We start from the raw sequence: 20,130 nt of genomic DNA, 5'->3' as shown, positions 1-20,130 counted from the left end.
CAGCCATCTGGAGAGGTGGATGAGTGGTTTAAGTCGCACGCCTGGAAAGCGTGTTCAGGGTAATACCCTGACGGGGGTTCGAATCCCCCCCTCTCCGCCAGAATACAGTAAACTCTAGCTATGGCTAGAGAACTCAATAAATTCAAGGGTCCATCATCACAAGGTCGTACGACTAGGTCATACGACGAGGTGAAGATGGACCTTTTTATTCCTACCGGCGGCAAAACCAATAATTGGTATGCCCGTCTCTACATCCCACAAGACCTGATTGGCCACTACGGCAAAGCTGTCGAGTTCAAAAAATCACTTAGAACACGTGACAAGGTCCTGGCTCAGTTCCGAGCGGCAGACTACTTCAAAGAAATTTCTCAGGATTTCCTCAATAAGCGGGCTGAGCTGGCAGAGCAGGAGCGACGCTTTGAAACGCTTCCTACCCCTGAGAAAACAGTCCTGGATAAGAACCTCATCACAAAGATATCCATGCTTCGACTAGGTGATTTGGTCGGAATGGATGACGATATCCGCAATGGGGAGCAAGAGTGGGACGACTATGAGGACTTTGTTGCTGAGCGCTTGAAGTTGGTGAAAAGCGTAGTGTCGCGTCGGCGTCAATCTCCTGATTGGGACACCTTCAGCGAGGAGTGCTTGGATGCTACAGATAGCTACGGATACGCAGTATCCCTGACGGACCCATCTTTTGATGAGTTCATCTTGGCGATGGCCAAGGCTGAAAAGCGTGCCTACGACCTCATGGCAGCCCGTAATGATGGCGAAGCTGCTGAAATCTCCGATGAGGAGGTTGGCGTTGTTCTATCGCGTGTGGTCGTGGATTGGTGGAATGAGCCAAACTGGTTAGAAGATGAGAAAACCCGTAAAACCTACCGCTCTCGCATTAGTCATTTTGTCGAATTTGTAAAAGACAAACCCATCACAGCGGTTGAACGTAGCGATATCTATGCTTGGTATAAAAAGTTGCTCTTCGAGCAAGGGCTAAGCAATGTGACCGTCCGCGATGGCTACTCTCCTGCACTTAAATCACTATTCAATTTTGCTGCGAACACCGGCCAGTATGGGATACGTGAAAACCCTGCGATGGGTGTCGCATTTCCCAAATTGACAAAGCAGCAGCAGGCCGAACGCTCACGCCCTCGATACCCCTTTCCGACCAATTACATGAGTGCGGTTTTTGCTTCATGGTGGTATGCCGGTAAAAGTGTGAGGGGAGGGAAGTCTTCAGACGTCTTCATCGCAGGCAATGCACGCTACTGGGTACCACTGATGGCCATGGCGCAGGGATTGCGGCCCGAAGAAATCTGTCAAATGACACTGCTAGATGTGGGGTTACAGTCGGGCGTGTTGTCTATCAATATTACTGACGAGGGGGAAGAGCAGGGACTCAAGAATGAGCATACCAAGCGTTGGGTGCCTGTTCATCCGGTTTTGCTTCAGTTGGGTTTCGCGAATTATGTTGATTCCGAAAGAAAGCAGCAGGGTATTCCGGAACCTGATGATGTTTATCGGGAGCGCCAGCCTGGGCAGCTCCTGCAGAGCCACACCAAGGCTGGGGCGTTGTTCCCGGAGTTGCATACGCATTATCAGCGTAAAGCTAATGCCATTGGGAAGTTATTCAATGACTTTATCCATGACAAGCTGAAATTTGAAAACCACTATGTGCTGTATTCGTTCCGCCATACATGGGAAGACCGTTTGCGTGACGCTCAAGCCAAAGATGGTGCTTGGCCACCGGGGCTCGCATTCCAGCTAAGTGGGCGGTCTCGAATGGCGGATAGCGCAGGTAAACAAATCTCACGGGAGGACGTGGAAGGTTCTGCCATGCTCTATGGCAAAGGCTATACGCCTGCCGCAATGTTGCCTTATTTGAGCCAATTGGACTATTCAGATGTAACACTGCCTGTTGCCTGGGCTGAGTTTATCCAACGCTGATTTTTTTAGTTTAGTCCTGTATCGTTTAAAACACATTCCTACACGTGTTGCAAGTTCCCTACTTGCGGCACGTGTCGCACTCTTGAGTCCGATTGTGTCCGTGTCTTGCTGAATCCGGACTCTGGAGAGCACCATAAAATTGCTCGATATCCACGAACTGGCGGCCATCCTCAAGCGCTCGCCGGAAACTATCCGTAAAGACCTGTCCCGTAATTCTCAAGCGGTTCCCCCGTGCGTCATCATGCCGGGCACCCGGCTGCTACACTGGCGCGTCGAAGACGTGAATGCCCGGCTGGGCCAGCATGCCAGCGTGGAGGGCTAAGCATGAACTGGACACCTCTCGACATTACTGATGCGCTGAATGCTCCGCGTCCAGTGCTAGATTGCGTGCTGCCTGGTTTACCTGTTGGCAACCTAGTCGCGCCAGGCGTAACCAGCAAAACTCAATTTCTTAGCCAATTGGCGGTTTCCCGTTGTTAAGGATTGCCAGTTCTGGGCGGATTATTTCCCGCAGCCTCCTCCGAAAACGTTCTGTTCATTGTGGCCGAAGAAAACGTATTCATCATTCGCCAGTGCCTATCCCTGAGCCAGGCCTCAAGAGAAATACCACGCAGCTGCTCGACATCCACGGCGCACGACCATCCTGAAGTGCGCCGACGAAACCACTCACCGCGACCTATCTTGATACTCTCAAGCAGAGCCGACCCGTGTCACTTTGCCACGCACCCTGCTATTGGTTTGTACATACCCCCAGACGCATCCCATGCTGAAAACCTCTGGAGAGTGTGGAAGAAAGCTTCCATATAGTCAGGAAGAAAACCTCCAAAGGGTGCAGCAGGAAACTTCCACCTAATAAACAAGTAAAGATGTAGAGAAATAAAGGAGGCCGCCAGGAGGCGGCCTGCATCGCCAGGTTTGGATGGCGCGAGACCGTACACAATAGCGAGACTTCTTCTAGCTTTTCAATATAACTAAAAGCCATAATCACCTCGCCAGTCATGGGTAAATATTCTTTATGAAAATCTAAAAACCACCTGTTTGGTAGCTACACACCTTAACAGTATGGAAGTTTTCCAGGCTGTTTATACCAACCAAATAGGGGTTTATCGGAATGATTCACTACAAGATAGAAATTAAGTCATCGAATAAATATGCCGCAAACATGGGAAAATTCGGCCATCCAGGTCGAATTTGGGTGCGCGGCTACAATGAACAGGGTGAGAAGGTTGAGCAATATTCGGTAGGGTTTGTTGACCTTCGCTATACCGGCCCTCGGAGTAAGCACGCGCGTGTTTATGCAGAGGCTCAGGCTTTGGTGAATGAACTGACTCGCTGAAGAAAGAGCTAGTCCTGACTCGAAAACTGCATGAATCCCAACGCCGCCGTGCTTAACGGCCAACGTATTCACCCAGCACGGCGGCCCATCTTCTTGAGATGTAAATGAACAACAAAGCACAAGCAACAGATAAAGACGCTCGCCGCCCAAATTGGTTCGAAGCGACAAAACCCGGGCAAGGCCCAGCACGGTGGGCTGCGGTTCCTGTTCAATTGCTGTTGTCCCTGAGAAAAGACCCTGATGAAGGAGTGACAACAACTGGGTTGAAGGTTTTTTGTGCGCTGGCAGCCCATTGCCTGGACCCGAATAACCCGGGGTTGGTGGGGAGCTTAAATCATGGTCGCTTCCGTACGCCGGGAGAGAAGCGCATTGCCGCAATGTGTGGACTCTCTGTTCGTCAGGTTCTGACCGGAATCAAAAATCTAGTTCAACATGGTTGGATTAAAGAACGCAAACAGCGGTACAACAATACGTTGGTTCTGTGGCTGACTATTCCTGACCATCTCGACCTCGTTGATGCACATGGTCGATTCAACGGATTACCGGAGGCTTGGACGGAGTGTGATATCGATGAACGGGCTGATGAAGAAATGGCACGAGAGGCGGGAATCCCTTTTGAAGAGTATCGAAAAATAGTCCGAACTATTCGTGAGCCTGATGGTTCGGTTGCGATGGATGCTCTTATGGATGCTGTTGGCGCTTATAAAGCAGCCCTTATTTCTGTGCCATTCGATTCTCAATCAGAGCATACTTCGCGAGGGGAGGTTCTTGAGCCTTTGGAGTCGGCAACAATCCTTGTTGCGGATATAGTGGCGGATTCTGAGCATGCAGGAGACCCCAAAGAGGATTGCATTGCAGAAGTGTTTGGGGAGGGCATTTCATTGGAGGATGCCTTGTCGGACTATGTCCGTAACTACGACGATGGTGGCGGAGCTATATACAGAAACAGTGAGATTCAGCATTTTGGTTTTACTCATGTGACGCCATTTATAGATGTCTATCAAAAATTCAAGAGGAATATTGATGAAATCCGTACAGCAGAACAAGCCAAATCAGGATTTGCCAATTAGTATTTACATTGATAACAATGTCTGGGATTTTTTATACGAGAGAAAGTTGGATTTGGCAGCTGAGTTGCCGTGTGAGAAATTTTGCATCTGCATTACACGTGAGGCTGAGTTTGAAATTCCTCCTATTGTCAATAAAAACCCTGAGCTAAAGAGGTTCATTGATGATTCAATTGAAAAGTGCCTTGTAAAGGTGGATTCGTTTTTTGGGTTTTATAATGAAAGCCTTCCTCAAAATGAGCAGCGCGTAAGTGGATTTAATATAGGTAGATTTGCTTCTCAAGAAGAAATAAATTTTATGATACAGCAAAGAATCCCTCTTAAGAAAAAGCATATAATTAAAAATCAAAAGACAAAATTATATAAAGAAGAAGCTGATATATCTATCGCTGCACGTTCCTTTCACTCTGTGGTGCTATCGTTGGATGCTAAAAAGGGTCCTATTAATGATGCATATCGACAAGGTGGTAAAGTTGTTTTTTTAACGGACTTTGATTCAAGCGGTATGGCGCTAAGTGAATTTATAAGTTATATAATATCCGAATCTAATTAGATTTACTGGCAAAAGTTTAACAAAGACACGGTGTTGATTGGGGATTTGAATTGCTGTGCCCTAGAAATAAAATATAGACAATGTGATTTGGGTGGGAGCCAAAAGACCAATTGCCTGAGAGGGGTTGGAGAATGTTGGACAAGATAATGTGTCATGTGCCAGCAGGGGGGTAACTATTTAAACCGTTCACTCTTCATCAAAACAGGGGTAACAGCTGTAACGGCGTAACACCGCCAACGTGGCCGGGACGTTGGTGCCTGGCTAAAATTTAGCGCCAGACTGAATCAGTCATTGAGGCGGCGGTCCGGCCAGGCCGCCCCTTGGCCTCGATTTAGAAGAAACTGATAGCCTCAAAAGAGTATAGGTACTTTTCACAGCGCACCCGCGTGGCGAACTGTTCAGGACTCCAACCTCTGGTCAGTAAGTCCGTCGCCAGTTTCTTGGCAAAGGCAGCCGTGCAGATAAACACCACTTGGCGCACCTGAACCTGTTTCGTCAACGGTGCTGGCTCTCCCAGGCGTTGGCTGGGTTTCCAGATGGCCTCCAGCCATTTCAGGAGCTTGGCGTAGTCCTTTTGATTCTTGCGACTGCGCTCGACTTCAACCCACCAGACTAGATTGCCAGTGCGCACGAGCACATCCGGCTTCTTACCCAAGATACCTTCCATGCCACCCAGCCAAAGGCCTTGTGCTATCTCACGTTCTGTAGCCACGCGGTATCCGCTCAGAATGCCGCTAATGGCGACCTCGTTTGCAATGTTCCTGTGCAGGAAGTAAGCGGCGTGATAATCGCGCAACTGGTCTTTGCCGGTGATGGCCGGAATCCCCAGCGCTTGCAAGGCCCGCGCCCCTTTCTCGGATAGCGCATGTATCAGACTTCCATTTGGCGCTTTACTGGTCAGGATGAGCTTGTGCTCTCGCAACCTGGCCAAAGTCCGTTGTGCCATCCGGATGTCACTACGGTTGGCCTGTGGTGGCGTTAGACTCGGCTCGCCCTTGGCGGGTGACTTCGCCCAGGACTGCCACACCAGGCAGGCGAGGTCGCGCGTGCGCAACCAGCCGAACCGGTGCAGCGCCCGCAGCACATTGGTTTCGTTGGCTTGCGCGATAAGGCGGCCATCTTGTCGTTCTCCCATGTTATCTCCTGCATGTTGTCGATAACACGTATAGCGACCGCCTGGCCTATACCCCTCCCCAAGCGCCGGGGGGCGTACAGGGGAGACGAATGGAGTGCTACGCACGATAGGGCCACCACCACGGGCTTCATTCTGGACGAATGGCCCGTGGTTTGGTCATCTGGACGATGCCCATGCCCCTGTTTTAGGCGGGCACCCCGGCCCCTTCTTCCGTGCGAAGCACTTCACGCGGCGCGCGGGCAACGGCGGTTCTGTCTGCGCTGGACGCTGCACCACAACCGCCGTTGCCCGCGCGCTTCGCTTGGGGTGCCGGGACGTTGTCCCCCACTGCGGAACCGGTTGGCTTGGGCCAACCTGACCCACGGCGACGGCTATGCCTGCCGGGGCCTTCCTTGCGGCCCCCCCTGTCCTCATGGTGTCCGGCTGGGGCCGGACTCATTCGGAGGCTGCGGCTGAACGCCTTGCCCCAGGCAGCGCCTGGCTCCCCTTCGCCGTTACGCCAAGGCTTACGGCTGCGCGCCGGTGGCTTGCCTGGCACGGCTGGCTGTTGCCATCCGTGCCTCGGCCCTGTCGCAGTGGTCTGCGTTTCCCTCCGCCTCTGAATTCGTCCCCTTTATTGCAACCGTAGCCCTGGACGGCCATGCCACAAGCTGCGGAGCCCTGCGGGGCGAACGGCACCCGGTCCCGCTATCGCCGGGCTGCGGCTTTGTCTCGCCAGCTTGTGGCCTGTCCTGCTGTCCTGGGCTGGTCCTGTTGCAAGGCGACGAACTCAGAAAACACGGCGGTAAAACGAGTTGGCCGCTGCAACGCCAGGCCCGCAAGTCAACAGCAACAGCAGGCTCTGAATCTTGAAATCCGGTCAGTTGAAAAAAGGACAGCAACATGGAACAGCAAGCGAACCCGCCACGTTGGGAGTGCATGACTGCAGAGGAATGGCGCAAAACCCACCGCGATTTTAAAACCACCATCCGTGGCTAGCGCTATGTGCTGCGCTGGACCGACAAGGGCACCGGCCTGGTCCCTGTCACGATTATCAAGGAGCAAGGCAAATGAGCACCGATTCCATTTTTGGCGAAGTGATTTACAGCTATACCCGTACCCAGGCTATCGAAGATGGCGTGTTGGTTGATGTGTCTGAAACAGCAGCCGAACTGGGTTTCCGTGTGCCGGTTGCCGTCACGGTGGCGGTATGGGGGCGCTGTGTGGCTTGGGAGGGCGAAGAGGCAGGGCAGGACGAAAAAGGGCGCTTGTGGGATGTGTTGTGGATTGCCCGCCTGGCTACCAGGGGAGCGAAGGAACAAAGCCAGGTGGACTATATCTTGCGCGTAGTTCAAGCAGACCAGAAAGTCGAGCACGTCGAACTCAAGATGCACATCGGGCCAGGTGACGAAGGTGAGCCAGTTATCACCATCTTGATGGCTAATGAAGATTAATGGCGAGCCCCGCCGTGAGCTGGCGGGGCATTCCTTCCCGAGCAAAAAAGGATAAAAAGCATGACTTTTTGGCAGCGTTGGTTTGGTGGTGCATCGAGGAATGATGAGGCTTCCCCGACCGTTCCCTTGCCCCCGGTGGTGAACCCCTCAACGGGTTTGCCCATGATGGACGGCAATATCGGCGGGATTGATGTTGGTGGTAGCCCCTACGGGACCGACATTCACCACCCATCCCCGGAACCGTGGACGCCTCCTCCGAGTCATTCGGACGGGTTCTAGTAGCAAACCGCCCAGCCTACCATCCGGCAGGCTGGGCGGTTTGCTTCAATCAGCGGCCCCGGCGCTGGGTTTCGCGCTCGAAATCGGCCACGTAGCGTTCGTAAGCCGACTCCAGGCTGCGCGGATAGTAGAAAAACTCATCCGGATTGCCATAGGTAACCAGTTCATCGGCGTAGGCCCAGCTTGAGAAAACCGAAAATTTGCCAGGTAGATAGGTTTGGCCGTAATCGAAGGCGGATTGTTTGCTCAGGGTGACACAGGCTCCCGGCAGAATCGCCAAGGCATCCTCACCACTGTCCTGGTCGAGCGCGCGATAGATACGCAGCTTGCCCAGGCGAGACGGCTGTTTGCCAGAAGAGACCAGGAAATATTGTGCGGTCACCTGGCCTTGTGCGGTTTGCAGATAATCCGCCAGGGTATCCACCTCCAGCCCGGTTTCGCGCTCATCAAAGGCTTCCTTGGGACTGACCGAGTAACGATATTGGACAAACCTGCTATCAAAATCCAGGTTGCGCAGGGCTTCCAGCGTCAGTTGTTCAGTGGTTGCGTGGGCGTATACGTTTTGCATGATTCACTCCAGTATGGCGGGAGCGATGTCGATGGCAGTGTGGGTGGCGATGCACCTGAATAGATAAGCCATGACGAATCCTCCCAATGTTCATTGAGGATTCATCCGGTGGGTCAGTCTATCGGGCTCGTGTTCGAGTAGCCAGTTGGATGAATAGGGTAAGACGGGAACAACACTTGCCGGATTAACCATCCCGATATGCGGGGACGAGCGGTAGGCTTGCCGGTGGCCTGAAAAAGAACAATGTTTAGTTGCTTATTCTGGACTATTTAGACGATTAAAAATATTCCGTAGCTAATATACATGGCCATATGTCATGGCTTCGATGATGTCATTCTTGTCTTCTTCATTGGCGACGATGACATAGTGACGACCGATATAAAGCCGACCTGTGCGGGTGTACTTAATTTCTTTGCCCCCGAGTAGTGTGTTGCATTTCATTTTTTACTCCTTGCTTTTTTGGCTTAATGAATAGTGTTTTTTATTAGCTTGTTGACTATGACTCTTCTGAGATAGTCCCCCGTTTTTCCTGAGCCCTTGATGGCCTTTCCATCGGCAAGATGGAAGCGCCGTGCTTTTCCGTCAGGATTGGACGTGTAAGAAATTTCGATGCCAGCCAGTTCGGCTAGTTGCTGCAGGTCAGACTCGTTGATGCGTTGGTTCATGATTGCTCCTGGTGATTAATGATGTGTCGTTTTTCGTTTCGACCAGGAAATTTTGTGACAAGATTGATTGAGGTGCAATAAGCTTGTGTAGTGGTGTTTTATACATTTTTGATTTTTTCTTATTTTTTCAGGAAAAAATAGATGCTGTGGCGGTGTTGTAAAAACGCTAAAGTTTAATTATTTATACCTTTTCGATTTGTGTGGATAAAAAGGAACATTTTTATTTAGGCGAAAGAGTAAGTTTATAGGTAGATTTGCTGGGGCGGGTCGGTTTTACATTGTCGCTAACGCAGAGTGTGATGATAGAAAAGAGTGGTTTTATTTAAGCGGGAAAATAAATAGTTAAACTTCACCCGAGCCAGGTTGGATGAGGGTCAAGATGTTACGCCGTTACTCCTGTTACCTGGTTTTGTGCATGAAAAGACATAAAAAAAGCACTCATCGCTGAGTGCCTGGGTCGGGGTTGGTATGCCGTTAAATGCGGGGCTGGTTGCCAGCTTTGGCGCGAAGCGCTTCGTACAGCTGCGCCGGTCCTAGCAAGGTGTCTTTCAGCCCATCACGGATACGTTCCGAGCCGAGCGCCTGGGTGCTCATGCTGGTATGTGCCTCGAAGGCATCCATGATGGCGTTGAGTAGTGCCTGGGACAGGTCGGGCGAATTGGCAAACTGCTCTTTGCTGTTGTTGGCGGCCTGCTGGATGAGGGTATCGTTCTCCAGCAGCTTGCCTTTGATGACGCCATTCACATAGACCAGCTGGTCATCATCGGTCAGTTCGCCTTCAAACAGGCCGTTCACCTTCTGGATGATTTCTTCCAGTAAAGCTTTTTCCTTATCCTGCACCATGCCGCTATCCTGCTTGAACAGGATAAGCGCCGCCATCGCGTCCTTGGCAGCCTGGATGGCGGTTTTGTCGTGCTGGCTCTCTGCGTGTGCCTGGTCGGTCTGGGCCAGCTTGTAGCGTTTCAGCAGGCGGTCGGCCACCGGGGCAATGGCGGCGTTCAGTTGCGCCTGGGTGCCGTTCGGGTCCATTTCCACCTTGGCCAAGCGGTCTACTTCGAAATCGTCGTAATGGCCTGCTGCGTCGAGTTTGGCGCGCAAGTCATACACCGTGTTCGGGTCGGTGGTGGCTTCCAGCTCTGCCGTGGTGTGGTAGGTCTTGAATGCCTGGAGGATTTCCATGGCATCGTTGACGAAGTCGAGGATGTAGGTAGTGTCCTTGCCCGGATAGGCGCGGTTCAGGCGCGACAGGGTCTGCACCGCCTGAATGCCGCCCAGCATCTTGTCCACGTACATGCCACACAGCAAGGGCTGGTCGAAGCCAGTCTGGAACTTGTTGGCGACCAGCAGCAGGTGATAGTCCGGCTCGGCAAAGGCGTCGCGGATGTCACGGCCCTTAAGGCCGGGATTCAGTGCCTTGCTGGTTTCGCTCACCGGCTCCGGGAAGCTGTCCGGGTCATCCACTTCACCCGAAAACGCCACCAGCACCCCCAGCGGGTAATGTCGGGACTCGATATAGCTGCGGATGGCCTTCTGCCAACGCACCGCCTCTTTACGGCTGGCCACCACAATCATGGCCTTGGCTTTGCCACCCAGCAGGTGTTGCACATTCTCGCGGTAGTGTTCCACCACCACCTGCACCTTCTGCGCGATGTTGTAAGGGTGCAGGCGTACCCACTGCATGATGCCCTTCATCGCTTCGCTTTTTTCCACCTCTTTCTCGTCGTATTCCTTGCCGTTATTGGCCAGCTTGAAGGCGAGCTTGTAAGGGGTGTAATTCTTCAGCACATCGAGGATGAAGCCTTCTTCAATGGCCTGGCGCATCGAATACACATGGAAGGGCTCTGGCAGGCCATCGGCACCTGGTCGGCCAAACAACTCCATGGTCTTTTGCTTTGGCGTGGCGGTGAAGGCGATATAGGTCAGCCCATCACTACCAGCCCGCGCCGCCATTTGCACCGCGAGCAGGTCTTCGGTGCCCACTTCGCCACCGTCCTGCAGTTCTGCCAGTTCTTCGGCAGACAGCAACTGTTTGAGCTTGGCAGCGGCCTCACCGGTTTGCGAGCTGTGAGCCTCGTCGGCTATCACCGCGAAGCGCTTGCCTTCGGTGGCCGATAGTTCCTGTACCGCCTTCAGGGCAAACGGGAAGGTCTGGATGGTGCAGACGATAATCTTCTTGCCATCTTTCAGTGCCTGCGACAGCTGCGCGCTCTTGCTGCCGCTGTCATTGCTGATGCTTGCCACCACGCCGGTAGTGCGCTCGAAGTCGAAGATGGCTTCTTGTAGCTGGGCATCCAGTACCGTGCGGTCCGATACCACCAGCACGCTGTCGAAAAGCTTTTGATGGTCGGCACCGTGCAAGTCCGCAAGAAAGTGCGCAGTCCAAGCAATGGAGTTGGTCTTGCCGGAACCGGCAGAGTGCTGAATCAGATAACGCTGGCCGGGGCCGTTGGCCAGTACATCCGCCACCAGCTTGCGTGTGGCATCCAGCTGGTGATAGCGCGGGAAAATCACGCTGGACAGCTGCTTTTTCTCGTTCCGCTTACCTATCAGGTAGCGGCCCATAATATCCAGCCAGCTATCGCGCGCCCATACTTCCTCCCACAGATAGGACGTGGCATAGCCCTGTGGATTGACCGGGTTCCCCGCCGCGCCAGCGTCACCCTTGTTGAAGGGCAGAAAACGGGTGGCCGTACCATCCAGCCGCGTGGTCATCATCACCTCGGTCTGACTCACGGCAAAATGCACTAGGGCACCGCCACGGAAGCTGAGTAGCGGCTCGGCCAGCCCACCCTTGGGCTGTGGGTTGCGGTCGAAACGGTACTGGTCTACCGCGTCCTGCACGCTCTGGGTAAAGTCGGATTTTAGCTCGACCGTGGCAGTGGGGATGCCGTTGACGAACAGCACCAGGTCGATGGATTCGGTAGGGTCGTTCAGCGAATGATGCACCTGGCGGACCACTCGTAACCGATTGGCGGCATAGCGCTGTTGAATCGCCGGGTTGAGCGCCAGCGCTGGTTTGAACTGCACCAGCTCCAGCGGCTTGGTCAGCCCAAGCATCTCTACGCCACGGCGCAACACATCCAGTGCACCACGCTCGTTCAGGTTCTTGCGCACCCGCTCGGCCAACCTGGCACCCATCTGCGGCCCATGGGTCTTGGCCAGCCGCTGATAACTGTCAGGCTGGGTATGCTCAATCCAGGCTAGCAAGTCGGGCAGGAATAGGGCATTTTGCCGGTCGTACTGTGAGGCATCGCCTTCGGCATAGAGCCAACCTTGGGCAGCCAATGCCTCGCAGATGGCTGTCTCGAAGAAGTGTTCCTGGTGCAGATTACTCATGCGGCAACCTCTGCGGCAATAGCGTTACGTACGTCTATTTTGCCGGTGACGGCGGCGGAAATCAGCGCGCTGCGGCGTTCTTTTAGCAGTTCGATGGTGCGGGTAGCTTCGATTTTAAGAATGTCGAGCTTTGAGATTTCAGAGTCGACGTATTCGACGATTTCCCTTTGTTCATCCAAAGGTGGTAGACATAGGCGAACCTGGCCGACCTTACTTCCTTTGATGCCTAATGCAGTTGAACCAGTCGCAAGCTGTTCGAGGTTAAATTGGCAAGCGCAGCTCATTATCCATAGCTTGAGATAAGAGTTTATCAAGCGTTCTGGATTAGCCCTGAACTTTATAATTCGCTGTGCTAGCGCAATGTCTTCTCTATCAACCAGAGCAACCTGCCCTAACGGTGCCTCTGTGGTGAATAGGACATCACCCATTTTCGGGAGGCCCCTTCGCATCACCTCTTCGTATTCAGATGGCACTATGTATTCTTGAGACGCCTGATAATCTACTTCTCCATCACGTATGTTTTTGGCCGTTACCAAGAACACCCCCTCGTCAACTTTTGTTGGCGTCCGACCCCGGTAATCAACAACTGAATCTAAGTATTTTGTAAGCCCTACAACCTCCCAATGCGACGGTACTACCCCCAACCACTCCACTCCCGAATCCTTCATCGGCACGTCCGGATTCAAGCCCTTGGTCACGGAGTGCGAAATGGTGGCCTGGCGTTTTTCGGCCAACAGAGCGAGGAGTTTTTCCTGCTCGGCAATCAGGGTGTCAATCTTGCCGGTTTCGCGGTCGAGGAAGGTGGCAATGGCGGTTTGTTCTTCGATGGGGGGTACTGGCAGATAGACATTGCCTGCCTCTGCCCATCGAAACTCGGTAGAACGCTCTCGAATTCCTTTAGCTAGCGACTCAATAAATCCACTGAGAGCCATATGACGCAGAAGGCGAGCGTAATATCTGGAGTTAGAAAGCCCTTCCTTCGGCCTACATACCGAATAGACAGGTGTTGATTTTCCTTCAGAGTCAGATACCCCGATGGCACCTGCAAATGCATCCATCGCATGAATGACCAAGTCATTCCGGCGCACGCCTTGATACCCAATCTCTTGAAGTGAATTGGTAAATCCATCGGTTCTCCGATTACTACGCAGAGTGACCTGACCATCACGAAACGCTGTCACGACACCATCTTCATCACGTGGTGGTCGTTTCATTAGCTCGAAAAGCGTTTTAGTTCGAAGCGTTCCCCAATGGACCGGTATTTCACCAACCCATGAGATACCGCTGTTTTTGTTTTCCGGATAACGCGGCAAGCTCATTCGGCCAACTCCCCCAGCATGGCCATGATGCTGGCCGACACCGCTTTCAGGTCTGCGTCAATCTCGTGCAGGCTGCGTGGCGGCTCGAATACGTAGAAGTGGCGGTTGAAGGGGATTTCATAGCCCACCTTGGTCTTGTCGTGGTCTATCCAGGCATCCCGTGCGTGTGGCAGCACCTCGCGCTCGAAGTAGGCTTGCACGTCTTCGCTCAGTGGCACGTTTTCGGTATCGCGCAGGCTGCTGTCCGGCTGTGGTTTGCCTTTCTGCTTGCCTTTCTGGCCCAGCACGATGTTACCGGTCTCATCGCGCAGCGGGCGTTCCACCGTGATGGTGGTGTAGCCGAATTCTTCGTTACGGAACACGCGGGAAATGGGGACGACTTTGACCTTGCCGCCTTCCGGTGCCACAGGGGCGTGCTCGCCACTCAGTAGCAGCTTGCTGTCGATGACATTGCCTTGCTTGTCCAGCACGGTGGCTTGCTCGGCTTCGGCAAACTCGCCAAACAAGCGGGTGATGGTGGCGATGTGTTCTTCGCTCAGTTCCTTGCGCTTGCTGCCCAGGCTCTTGCGCATCTTCTGCCAGAAGCTGCTGGCGTCGATAAGCTGCACCCAGCCCTTGCGGTCTTCCTGCTTTTTATTGGACAGAATCCACACATAGGTGCTGATGCCGGTGTTGTAGAACATATCGGTCGGCAGGCCGATGATGGCTTCCACCAGGTCGTTCTCCAGTACGTAGCGGCGGATTTCGCTTTCTCCCGAACCTGCGCCGCCGGTAAACAGCGGCGAGCCGTTCAGCACGATGCCGAAGCGGCTGCCGCCATCTACTGCAGGGCGCATCTTGGCAATCAGGTGCAGCAGGAACAGCATGGAGCCATCCGATACGCGCGGCAGGCCGGGGCCGAAGCGGCCATCAAAGCCTTTTTCTTCCTGCTCCTTGCGCACTTCGCGTTCCACCTTTTTCCATTCCACACCAAACGGCGGGTTGGACAGCATGTAGTCAAACTTGCGGCTGCCGTGGCCATCGTCGCTCAGGGTATTGCCCACCACGATATTGCCCACGTCCTGGCCCTTGATAAGCATGTCGGCTTTACAGATGGCGTAGGACTCATCGTTCAGCTCCTGGCCGAACATGGTGAGGCGGGCATCCGGGTTGTGTTCCAGCAGGTATTCACCCGCCACCGACAACATGCCGCCAGTACCGGCGGTGGGGTCATAGATGGTACGTACCACCGCGTTGCCGGGCGTCAGCACGTCGTCGTCTTCGATAAACAGCAGGTTCACCATGAGGCGAATCACTTCACGCGGGGTGAAGTGTTCCCCGGCAGTTTCATTGGAGATTTCGGCAAACTTGCGAATCAGCTCCTCAAACACCAGTCCCATCTGGGCGTTGTCCACGGTGTTGGGGTGCAGGTCGATATTGGCGAACTTTTCCGATACCAGATAGAGCAAGCCAGCTTTGGCCAGGCGTTCCACCTGGGTGTAGAAGTCGAAGCGCTCGAAGATGTCACGCGCGGCAGGCGAGAAGCCCTGAATGTAGCTGTACAGGTTCTGGCGGATGTTGTCTTGGTCACCCAGTAGCTTGGTCAAATCCAACGGAGAGATGTTGTAGAAGCTTTGGCCAGCCTTGCGTAGCAGGAACGATTCGGGAGGCAGGCCCAGCTTGGTCTTGGCTTCGTTTTCTGCCAATACATCGGCCTTGGTCGCCTCCAGCACGCAGTCCAGGCGGCGCAGGACAGTAAACGGCAGAATGACCTTGCCGTACTCGGATTGTTTGTAATCGCCGCGCAGCAAGTCGGCAACGGACCAGATGAAGGAAGATAGGGCTTGGTGGTTCATTGTTTGATTCAGTGAAATGCAAGACAGGACTTCGACTCAGCATGCATGTGAGATGCAGCCCATGAAAAATGGATAAGTTGCTGACGATTCTACGCGGCGGGCTTCATGGTGCAAAGAGCCAATCTGCCACAATTTGGTGCAGGTTGACCCGGTAAATGTGTTACGGCGTTACCTCTGTTACTGTTACCGCGACGAGGAGAGCGCTAGGTTTCATTGTTCGCGGCATATCCTTGGCTATCAAGGTGCCAGCCGTCCACCAACGCTTCATGGTGGGCTTGCGTCTGCTTGCTGCGCTGACTTATCAGAATGTAGAGCCGTTCACGCAGAAGTTCAGGGCAACCGTTGTACCAAACGGCAAACCGTTCAAAGACTCCAGGCCGCAGCCAGATATCCGGTAAGAAGGAAACATGCACCTGCTCTTGCCGGAGTTGCTGAGTCAAGTCGTCAAATAGGGCAGGGCTGCCACGTTCTTCTTGGGTGGTTTCACGCAGCAGATTTTCCCGCCAAGCTGAAGTAGGCTGTTTGAATAGACTGAGCAGCAGCATCTGCACCACTTGTGAGGTTGGGGTGAAGATGTTGAACGGTGGGATGGTGGCAAACGGAAACAGATAGGGGTCGGACGCATCGGTGGCTTGGCACCAGGCTCCATACATCAGCCCGGCCAGTCGCACCCATTCTAGGCCGGAAAGGCCATGCGCAGGTTCTTCCCGTTTCGCCAATTCCAGGACTTTTTCAAATGAGTGGTCTGCCTTGGCTCGGTTCACGCGCTGGCTCAGTGCCATCAGGTTAGCAGGCGCGTAGCCGCCTTCATTGACGATACGGTCAATGGATACGTCAGAATCTGATTGTGTGCCCTGAGTCAGAGTGACCAAAGAGACGGGGCACTGTTCTTCTGTGATTTGTCGCAGGAAAGCTGGGTCAATGGCTGGGTTGAATACCCGCTGACGTTGAAGAGCATTCCAGCGCAGTCCGAGCCATTTTTTCACGTAAGTATTGGCGCTCTTCGTGCGGCCACGCCAGGCATCGTAGCCCGCCAGAAACGCAGGTGGGGCATTTTTGACCCGTCGTAGTCCAAAGCGGGCATAGTCTTGGCCGAGTTGCCAGGCTGGATTATCAATTTGATTGTTCATATTTCTGGCATTATCTAAACTGGCACGATATTTTTTGTTATTTTTCTAACTGGTTTAATTGAACTTAATGCATTTTTATTACATTTTTGGTGGGATAAATATTGCACCGTATGGTATTTTAGGAATGTCTTCTGTTTTGAATTTAATAATATTTCTACTGATGATTTCTAATATTTTTGTAGCATCACTATCGCAAATTGATATTGCTTTGTTAAGTGGTGAGGATAGGTCTCTATCTGAGCTTGCATAAATTAGTTGCGTGTTTGGTGGTAGTGTAAAGTCATCGCAAATGGGCTTTGACCTGCTATTGTAAAGTGGGATGCTGCCAAGCTCACTGTCTACTACAATAGCAATGTTTCCGGGTATTTTGGGGGAGAGATATTCAATCAGCCTTCTCCATGCGAATGGCTCCGGATTGCTTTCTGTTGCAATGGATATCGCGACGGGGAGTCTTGTAAATTCTCCAGTCTCCCAAATGCTGTTTCCGGAATATTTCAGTGAAATGTGTACTGCGCAACTTGCTACAATTTCTTGTCCATTTATTGTTTTCGAATTTGAATCAATAGCATAAATTACTTGAAACTGAGATAGTTGTTCATGGAGTTCGCTGGATGGGTTGTGGATGTTGGATGGGATGCTGAGGGTTTGCTTATATTTCCCATTTTCCTTTAGATATCCTCTTCCGATGTGAAGAGATAAGTTGCCATCTATTTTTCCTATTAAATAGTCAATATTTCTTTCTAGCTCTTTCATGTTCAATTCATTCCATGCCTGTTTGTAAGTGTTTTGTCAATATAATGTTGAAATTGTGTGCCGTTGGAATGCCATAACATAAAGATTAGGAGAAGTTTCCGCAGAATATCAAAAAAAAACGCGGACCCCGAAGGGCCCGCGCTTGCCACCCGCTCACGCGGACAGTTGTGTCTCGTCCTCATTCGCCGGCAAGAGGTCTGCCGGTACATCAAAAACCGTCACCTTGCAGGCTTTGAAACCTGCGCCCAAGCGCTGGGTGCTTTCTTCCCCTCCTGGCAGACGGCGCAAGGTCATCGACCAGCCACCATGCTGCCATTTGGAGCCACGGAACAGCTTGCGCAGTTCCTGATGCTCGACGCTATTCGCGATAAATACCTTCCAGTCACCTTTCATCAAGCTAACACGCAGCCCATATTGAGCCAGGCGTTGCTGCATTTCCGGGGTTCCGGTCGGGTCATCGCAAATTGCCTGAATTGCTTCGCTGATAGAAATCGGCTTACGAACCAGGCAGTTCCCCTCCATGAGAGGCAACGTCAGCACTTTCGAAAACAACGTATCCAGGCAACGCACTTCATCGGATTCTTCACGCTGTTCGATATGTTTGGACAAGCCGCCCATTTCGACCAACATATCCGCATCCGAGGCGCTGGCTGGCTTATCGGACACCAGGGACCAATAACCCGCCAGCAGCGGGCCAACCGTATCCGCGATGCGGTCGTCGCCACCATTCCGCTGAATGGCTTGGCTTAGTTGGTCCAGCGAGTCCTGGAACACGCTCCAACGGTGAATGGCCAACGCACGCAGGCGCTGACCCAGCAGAATCGCTTCTTGCTGGGCTTCTGACGACTTACCCAGCAGGGCATCGTCGTACTGCTTGCCAATGGCTTCGACAATGACCCAGCGACTGAGGTCGGCAGGTTCGAATTTGCCCGGCACGACACTGGCTGCCAAGAACGGGGTAAAGAACCGGTAATTCTTGGCTTCGCCCGAGCATGTGCCACGGCTGATACCGTTGTCGTTTTCCTGCAGGCTGTACGAGATACGCGCAATTTCCAAGGTTTCTTTGTTGCGACGGTTTGACGCATCAGCTTCAAATTCATCCAGTATAACGGCGCGGTTCGTACTGCCCAACTGTTGGTACAGTGCCGCAAAGGTTTGCGGACCTGTCAGGCGCAAGGCTTGCGAGTCGAGCAGATACGACATCAGGCTCAGAAGAGCCGTTTTGCCAGTTCCTGCTCGCGCAGAAACATACATATGCGGACGACGGGCAAGCGCAGGCGCGCAGGTTGCAACAACCAACCAGCCGAGCAGCATTTCCGGCACCATGTCAGATTGCCATTTCACCGCACCAAACGCTTTCAGAATGCGATTGACGTCCGTACCCGTTGCCAGCGGAGTATCTGGGCCGAAGCCGACATCTCCGGAAGTTGGGTAAAAACGCCCCTCGATTTGACCGCGTTTGATGACTTTCCCTTCGCTGTCCCACAGTTGCGAGCTGTTTACCAGCAAGCGCTTGTGGTCACTGGACGGCCAGACGCCGCAAGTGCGCTCCACCGACAGAGAGTAGGGACCAGCCTCCTGGCATTGGGCAATGATGTCCGTAGCCAGTCGCTTGTGGTTAAAAAAGACTTCTTCTTTTTTGGTGTGGAAGTCCATGTAGAGGTCTTCACACCACTTGGCACCGCATACCGATTTCAGCGTCATCTCGGTCATTTGAGTGCTGCGGATTTCGACGATGCGTTCCAGGATGAAGGAGTACACAAACAGAGAATTGCCCTTAAACCCTACCGGAATGTAGCCGCCTTTGGTGTTTTGGTCGGCAGTGTTGGCCAGCATATCTTTCACATTTACGTTATTGGCGTTCATGGTTTTGTCCTTTCAGAGCAGCATGTAGCTGCAAGTCATCGATTCAAATGTTGAACCTCCTTGCGGAGGGACCCACTCGAGGTCGGCCCGGTAGGGCACGAAGATGATGAAAGTGAGCATAGCGAGTCATCAGTGACGACCCGCCATACGTCATGACACGCTGGCGCGAGGGATGGGGGTGCGATTTTCGATGCTGTTAAAGAACGAAACGCAAGGTTCAGCAATCCACGAGAATAAGCTACGTTGAAGTGCTTAATTATTGAACCATCATTACCTTACGTGGTTCATTTTTGCATGTCAATTACTTCTTAGTAGGACTGTTTTATTAAACTTTATGTTACTAATTGCTATGTAAATATCTTAAAAATGGCCGAAGGATGCGTGAGGCATGATGCCGCTGCGGGAGTTGAAAAAAGAGCTCATCAAGCCTAAGATAGTCATACGAGAAGTCATACGACGACTTTTGGTGGTGAATCGTAAGTTATTGAAATTTATGAGATAAGTTTGCTGGCTGGCTGAATCCCCCCCTCTCCGCCAAACACCCCTAAAGTGTTGTTTTTGCAGTAAATTCAGGCTGCATAAGGCTTTTTTGCACCTGAGTTCTACACAACACTCCTACACATTGGCGATAAGAGTTCAGTTTTTTTCTTGGCTTCCTATACTCTGGATCGGAACTCAATGAACGATGCCAATGTTACCCACAGGCCTACAACGCCACCCCCAATCCGGCACCTACTGTAACTTTGCGGCAGTTTTGGCACTCGTTTGCACTTTTATTGTCACCGCCAATTTGCAGGGTTTTTGTCACTTTTTGCGCTTCTTTTGTCACCGGTGCACAAAAATCTAACGCTTTCTTACCGCTACTTTTCCTGTGATGGAGGAGGGTAGTCAAGTCCTGGTTCTCCGTTCTC

Annotated in this window: 18 protein-coding genes and 1 tRNA gene; 7 read left to right on the top strand and 12 right to left on the bottom strand. The window is 52.6% G+C overall.

The window, feature by feature from the left end; translation table 11 throughout:
- Window positions 1-9 precede the first annotated feature (9 nt).
- The 3 genes from ACE3SE_RS13700 (at window position 10) to ACE3SE_RS13690 (ending at window position 2,266) form a co-directional block, all read left to right on the top strand.
- Window positions 10-100 (top strand) — tRNA-Ser (locus ACE3SE_RS13700).
- A gap of 95 nt (window positions 101-195) precedes the next feature.
- The gene (locus tag ACE3SE_RS13695) at window positions 196-1,944 is read left to right on the top strand and encodes a DUF6538 domain-containing protein (RefSeq protein ID WP_374556057.1); all 1,749 of its coding nucleotides are present in this window, start codon (window positions 196-198) and stop codon (window positions 1,942-1,944) included.
- Between the two features lie 139 nt (window positions 1,945-2,083).
- The gene (locus ACE3SE_RS13690; RefSeq protein WP_374556055.1) at window positions 2,084-2,266 is read left to right on the top strand and encodes a hypothetical protein; all 183 of its coding nucleotides are present in this window, start codon (window positions 2,084-2,086) and stop codon (window positions 2,264-2,266) included.
- A 408-nt stretch (window positions 2,267-2,674) separates the two neighbouring features.
- On the opposite strand, the gene ACE3SE_RS13685 is transcribed toward ACE3SE_RS13690, so the two are convergent.
- A complete protein-coding gene (locus ACE3SE_RS13685) occupies window positions 2,675-2,944 on the bottom strand; it encodes a hypothetical protein (RefSeq protein WP_374556053.1) in 270 nt (89 codons plus the stop codon).
- A 111-nt stretch (window positions 2,945-3,055) separates the two neighbouring features.
- Here ACE3SE_RS13685 and ACE3SE_RS13680 point away from each other — a divergent pair, with 111 nt between their 5' ends.
- The 3 genes from ACE3SE_RS13680 to ACE3SE_RS13670 all read left to right on the top strand — a co-directional run bounded on the left by ACE3SE_RS13680 (window position 3,056) and on the right by ACE3SE_RS13670 (window position 4,900).
- Entirely contained in the window at window positions 3,056-3,280 is a 225-nt protein-coding gene (locus ACE3SE_RS13680; RefSeq protein WP_374556051.1) for a hypothetical protein, read from the top strand.
- 104 nt (window positions 3,281-3,384) lie between these two features.
- Window positions 3,385-4,350: a hypothetical protein gene (locus ACE3SE_RS13675; protein WP_374556049.1), complete on the top strand. Its 966-nt coding sequence runs from the start codon at window positions 3,385-3,387 to the stop codon at window positions 4,348-4,350.
- Window positions 4,304-4,900 carry a hypothetical protein gene (locus ACE3SE_RS13670; protein ID WP_374556047.1) on the top strand — a complete coding sequence of 199 codons (597 nt, stop codon included), beginning with the start codon at window positions 4,304-4,306 and terminating at the stop codon, window positions 4,898-4,900. Before ACE3SE_RS13675 ends, ACE3SE_RS13670 begins: the two co-directional genes overlap by 47 nt.
- Window positions 4,901-5,231: 331 nt before the next feature.
- Here the strand turns inward: ACE3SE_RS13670 and ACE3SE_RS13665 are convergent, their stop codons facing one another.
- The gene (locus tag ACE3SE_RS13665; RefSeq protein WP_374556046.1) at window positions 5,232-6,035 is read right to left on the bottom strand and encodes a hypothetical protein; all 804 of its coding nucleotides are present in this window, start codon (window positions 6,033-6,035) and stop codon (window positions 5,232-5,234) included.
- Window positions 6,036-7,084: 1,049 nt separating this feature from the next.
- On the opposite strand from ACE3SE_RS13665, the gene ACE3SE_RS13660 reads away from it, so the two are divergent.
- On the top strand, window positions 7,085-7,468 hold the full coding sequence (locus ACE3SE_RS13660; protein WP_374556044.1) for a DUF6573 family protein: 384 nt from the start codon (window positions 7,085-7,087) through the stop codon (window positions 7,466-7,468).
- Window positions 7,469-7,796: 328 nt separating this feature from the next.
- Here ACE3SE_RS13660 and ACE3SE_RS13655 read toward each other — a convergent pair whose 3' ends face one another.
- From ACE3SE_RS13655 to ACE3SE_RS13610, 10 genes are all read right to left on the bottom strand, one after another.
- Complete coding sequence (locus tag ACE3SE_RS13655) at window positions 7,797-8,315, bottom strand: hypothetical protein (protein ID WP_374556042.1); 519 nt, start codon at window positions 8,313-8,315, stop codon at window positions 7,797-7,799.
- Between the two features lie 294 nt (window positions 8,316-8,609).
- Window positions 8,610-8,756: a hypothetical protein gene (locus ACE3SE_RS13650; protein ID WP_374556040.1), complete on the bottom strand. Its 147-nt coding sequence runs from the start codon at window positions 8,754-8,756 to the stop codon at window positions 8,610-8,612.
- Window positions 8,757-8,779: 23 nt separating this feature from the next.
- A complete protein-coding gene (locus ACE3SE_RS13645) occupies window positions 8,780-8,980 on the bottom strand; it encodes a hypothetical protein (protein WP_374556038.1) in 201 nt (66 codons plus the stop codon).
- Window positions 8,981-9,454: 474 nt separating this feature from the next.
- Entirely contained in the window at window positions 9,455-12,316 is a 2,862-nt protein-coding gene (locus ACE3SE_RS13640) for a type I restriction endonuclease subunit R (protein ID WP_374556036.1), read from the bottom strand.
- Window positions 12,313-13,635, bottom strand: a complete 1,323-nt coding sequence (locus tag ACE3SE_RS13635; RefSeq protein ID WP_374556034.1) for a restriction endonuclease subunit S — start codon at window positions 13,633-13,635, stop codon at window positions 12,313-12,315. The genes ACE3SE_RS13640 and ACE3SE_RS13635 overlap by 4 nt, the downstream gene beginning before the upstream one ends.
- On the bottom strand, window positions 13,632-15,470 hold the full coding sequence (locus ACE3SE_RS13630) for a type I restriction-modification system subunit M (protein WP_374556032.1): 1,839 nt from the start codon (window positions 15,468-15,470) through the stop codon (window positions 13,632-13,634). Before ACE3SE_RS13630 ends, ACE3SE_RS13635 begins: the two co-directional genes overlap by 4 nt.
- Before the next feature lie 203 nt (window positions 15,471-15,673).
- Window positions 15,674-16,600, bottom strand: coding sequence for a hypothetical protein (locus ACE3SE_RS13625; RefSeq protein WP_374556030.1), 927 nt, complete (start codon window positions 16,598-16,600; stop codon window positions 15,674-15,676).
- Window positions 16,601-16,678: 78 nt separating this feature from the next.
- Entirely contained in the window at window positions 16,679-17,353 is a 675-nt protein-coding gene (locus ACE3SE_RS13620) for a hypothetical protein (protein WP_374556028.1), read from the bottom strand.
- Between the two features lie 153 nt (window positions 17,354-17,506).
- Window positions 17,507-19,219, bottom strand: coding sequence for a hypothetical protein (locus ACE3SE_RS13615; RefSeq protein ID WP_374556026.1), 1,713 nt, complete (start codon window positions 19,217-19,219; stop codon window positions 17,507-17,509).
- Between the two features lie 706 nt (window positions 19,220-19,925).
- A complete protein-coding gene (locus tag ACE3SE_RS13610) occupies window positions 19,926-20,111 on the bottom strand; it encodes a hypothetical protein (RefSeq protein ID WP_374556025.1) in 186 nt (61 codons plus the stop codon).
- Window positions 20,112-20,130 lie beyond the last annotated feature (19 nt).

This window comes from Aquitalea pelogenes (assembly GCF_041914625.1).
Taxonomy (GTDB): Bacteria; Pseudomonadota; Gammaproteobacteria; order Burkholderiales; family Chromobacteriaceae; genus Aquitalea; species Aquitalea pelogenes.
This window is presented reverse-complemented; position numbering and strand designations above follow the sequence as displayed.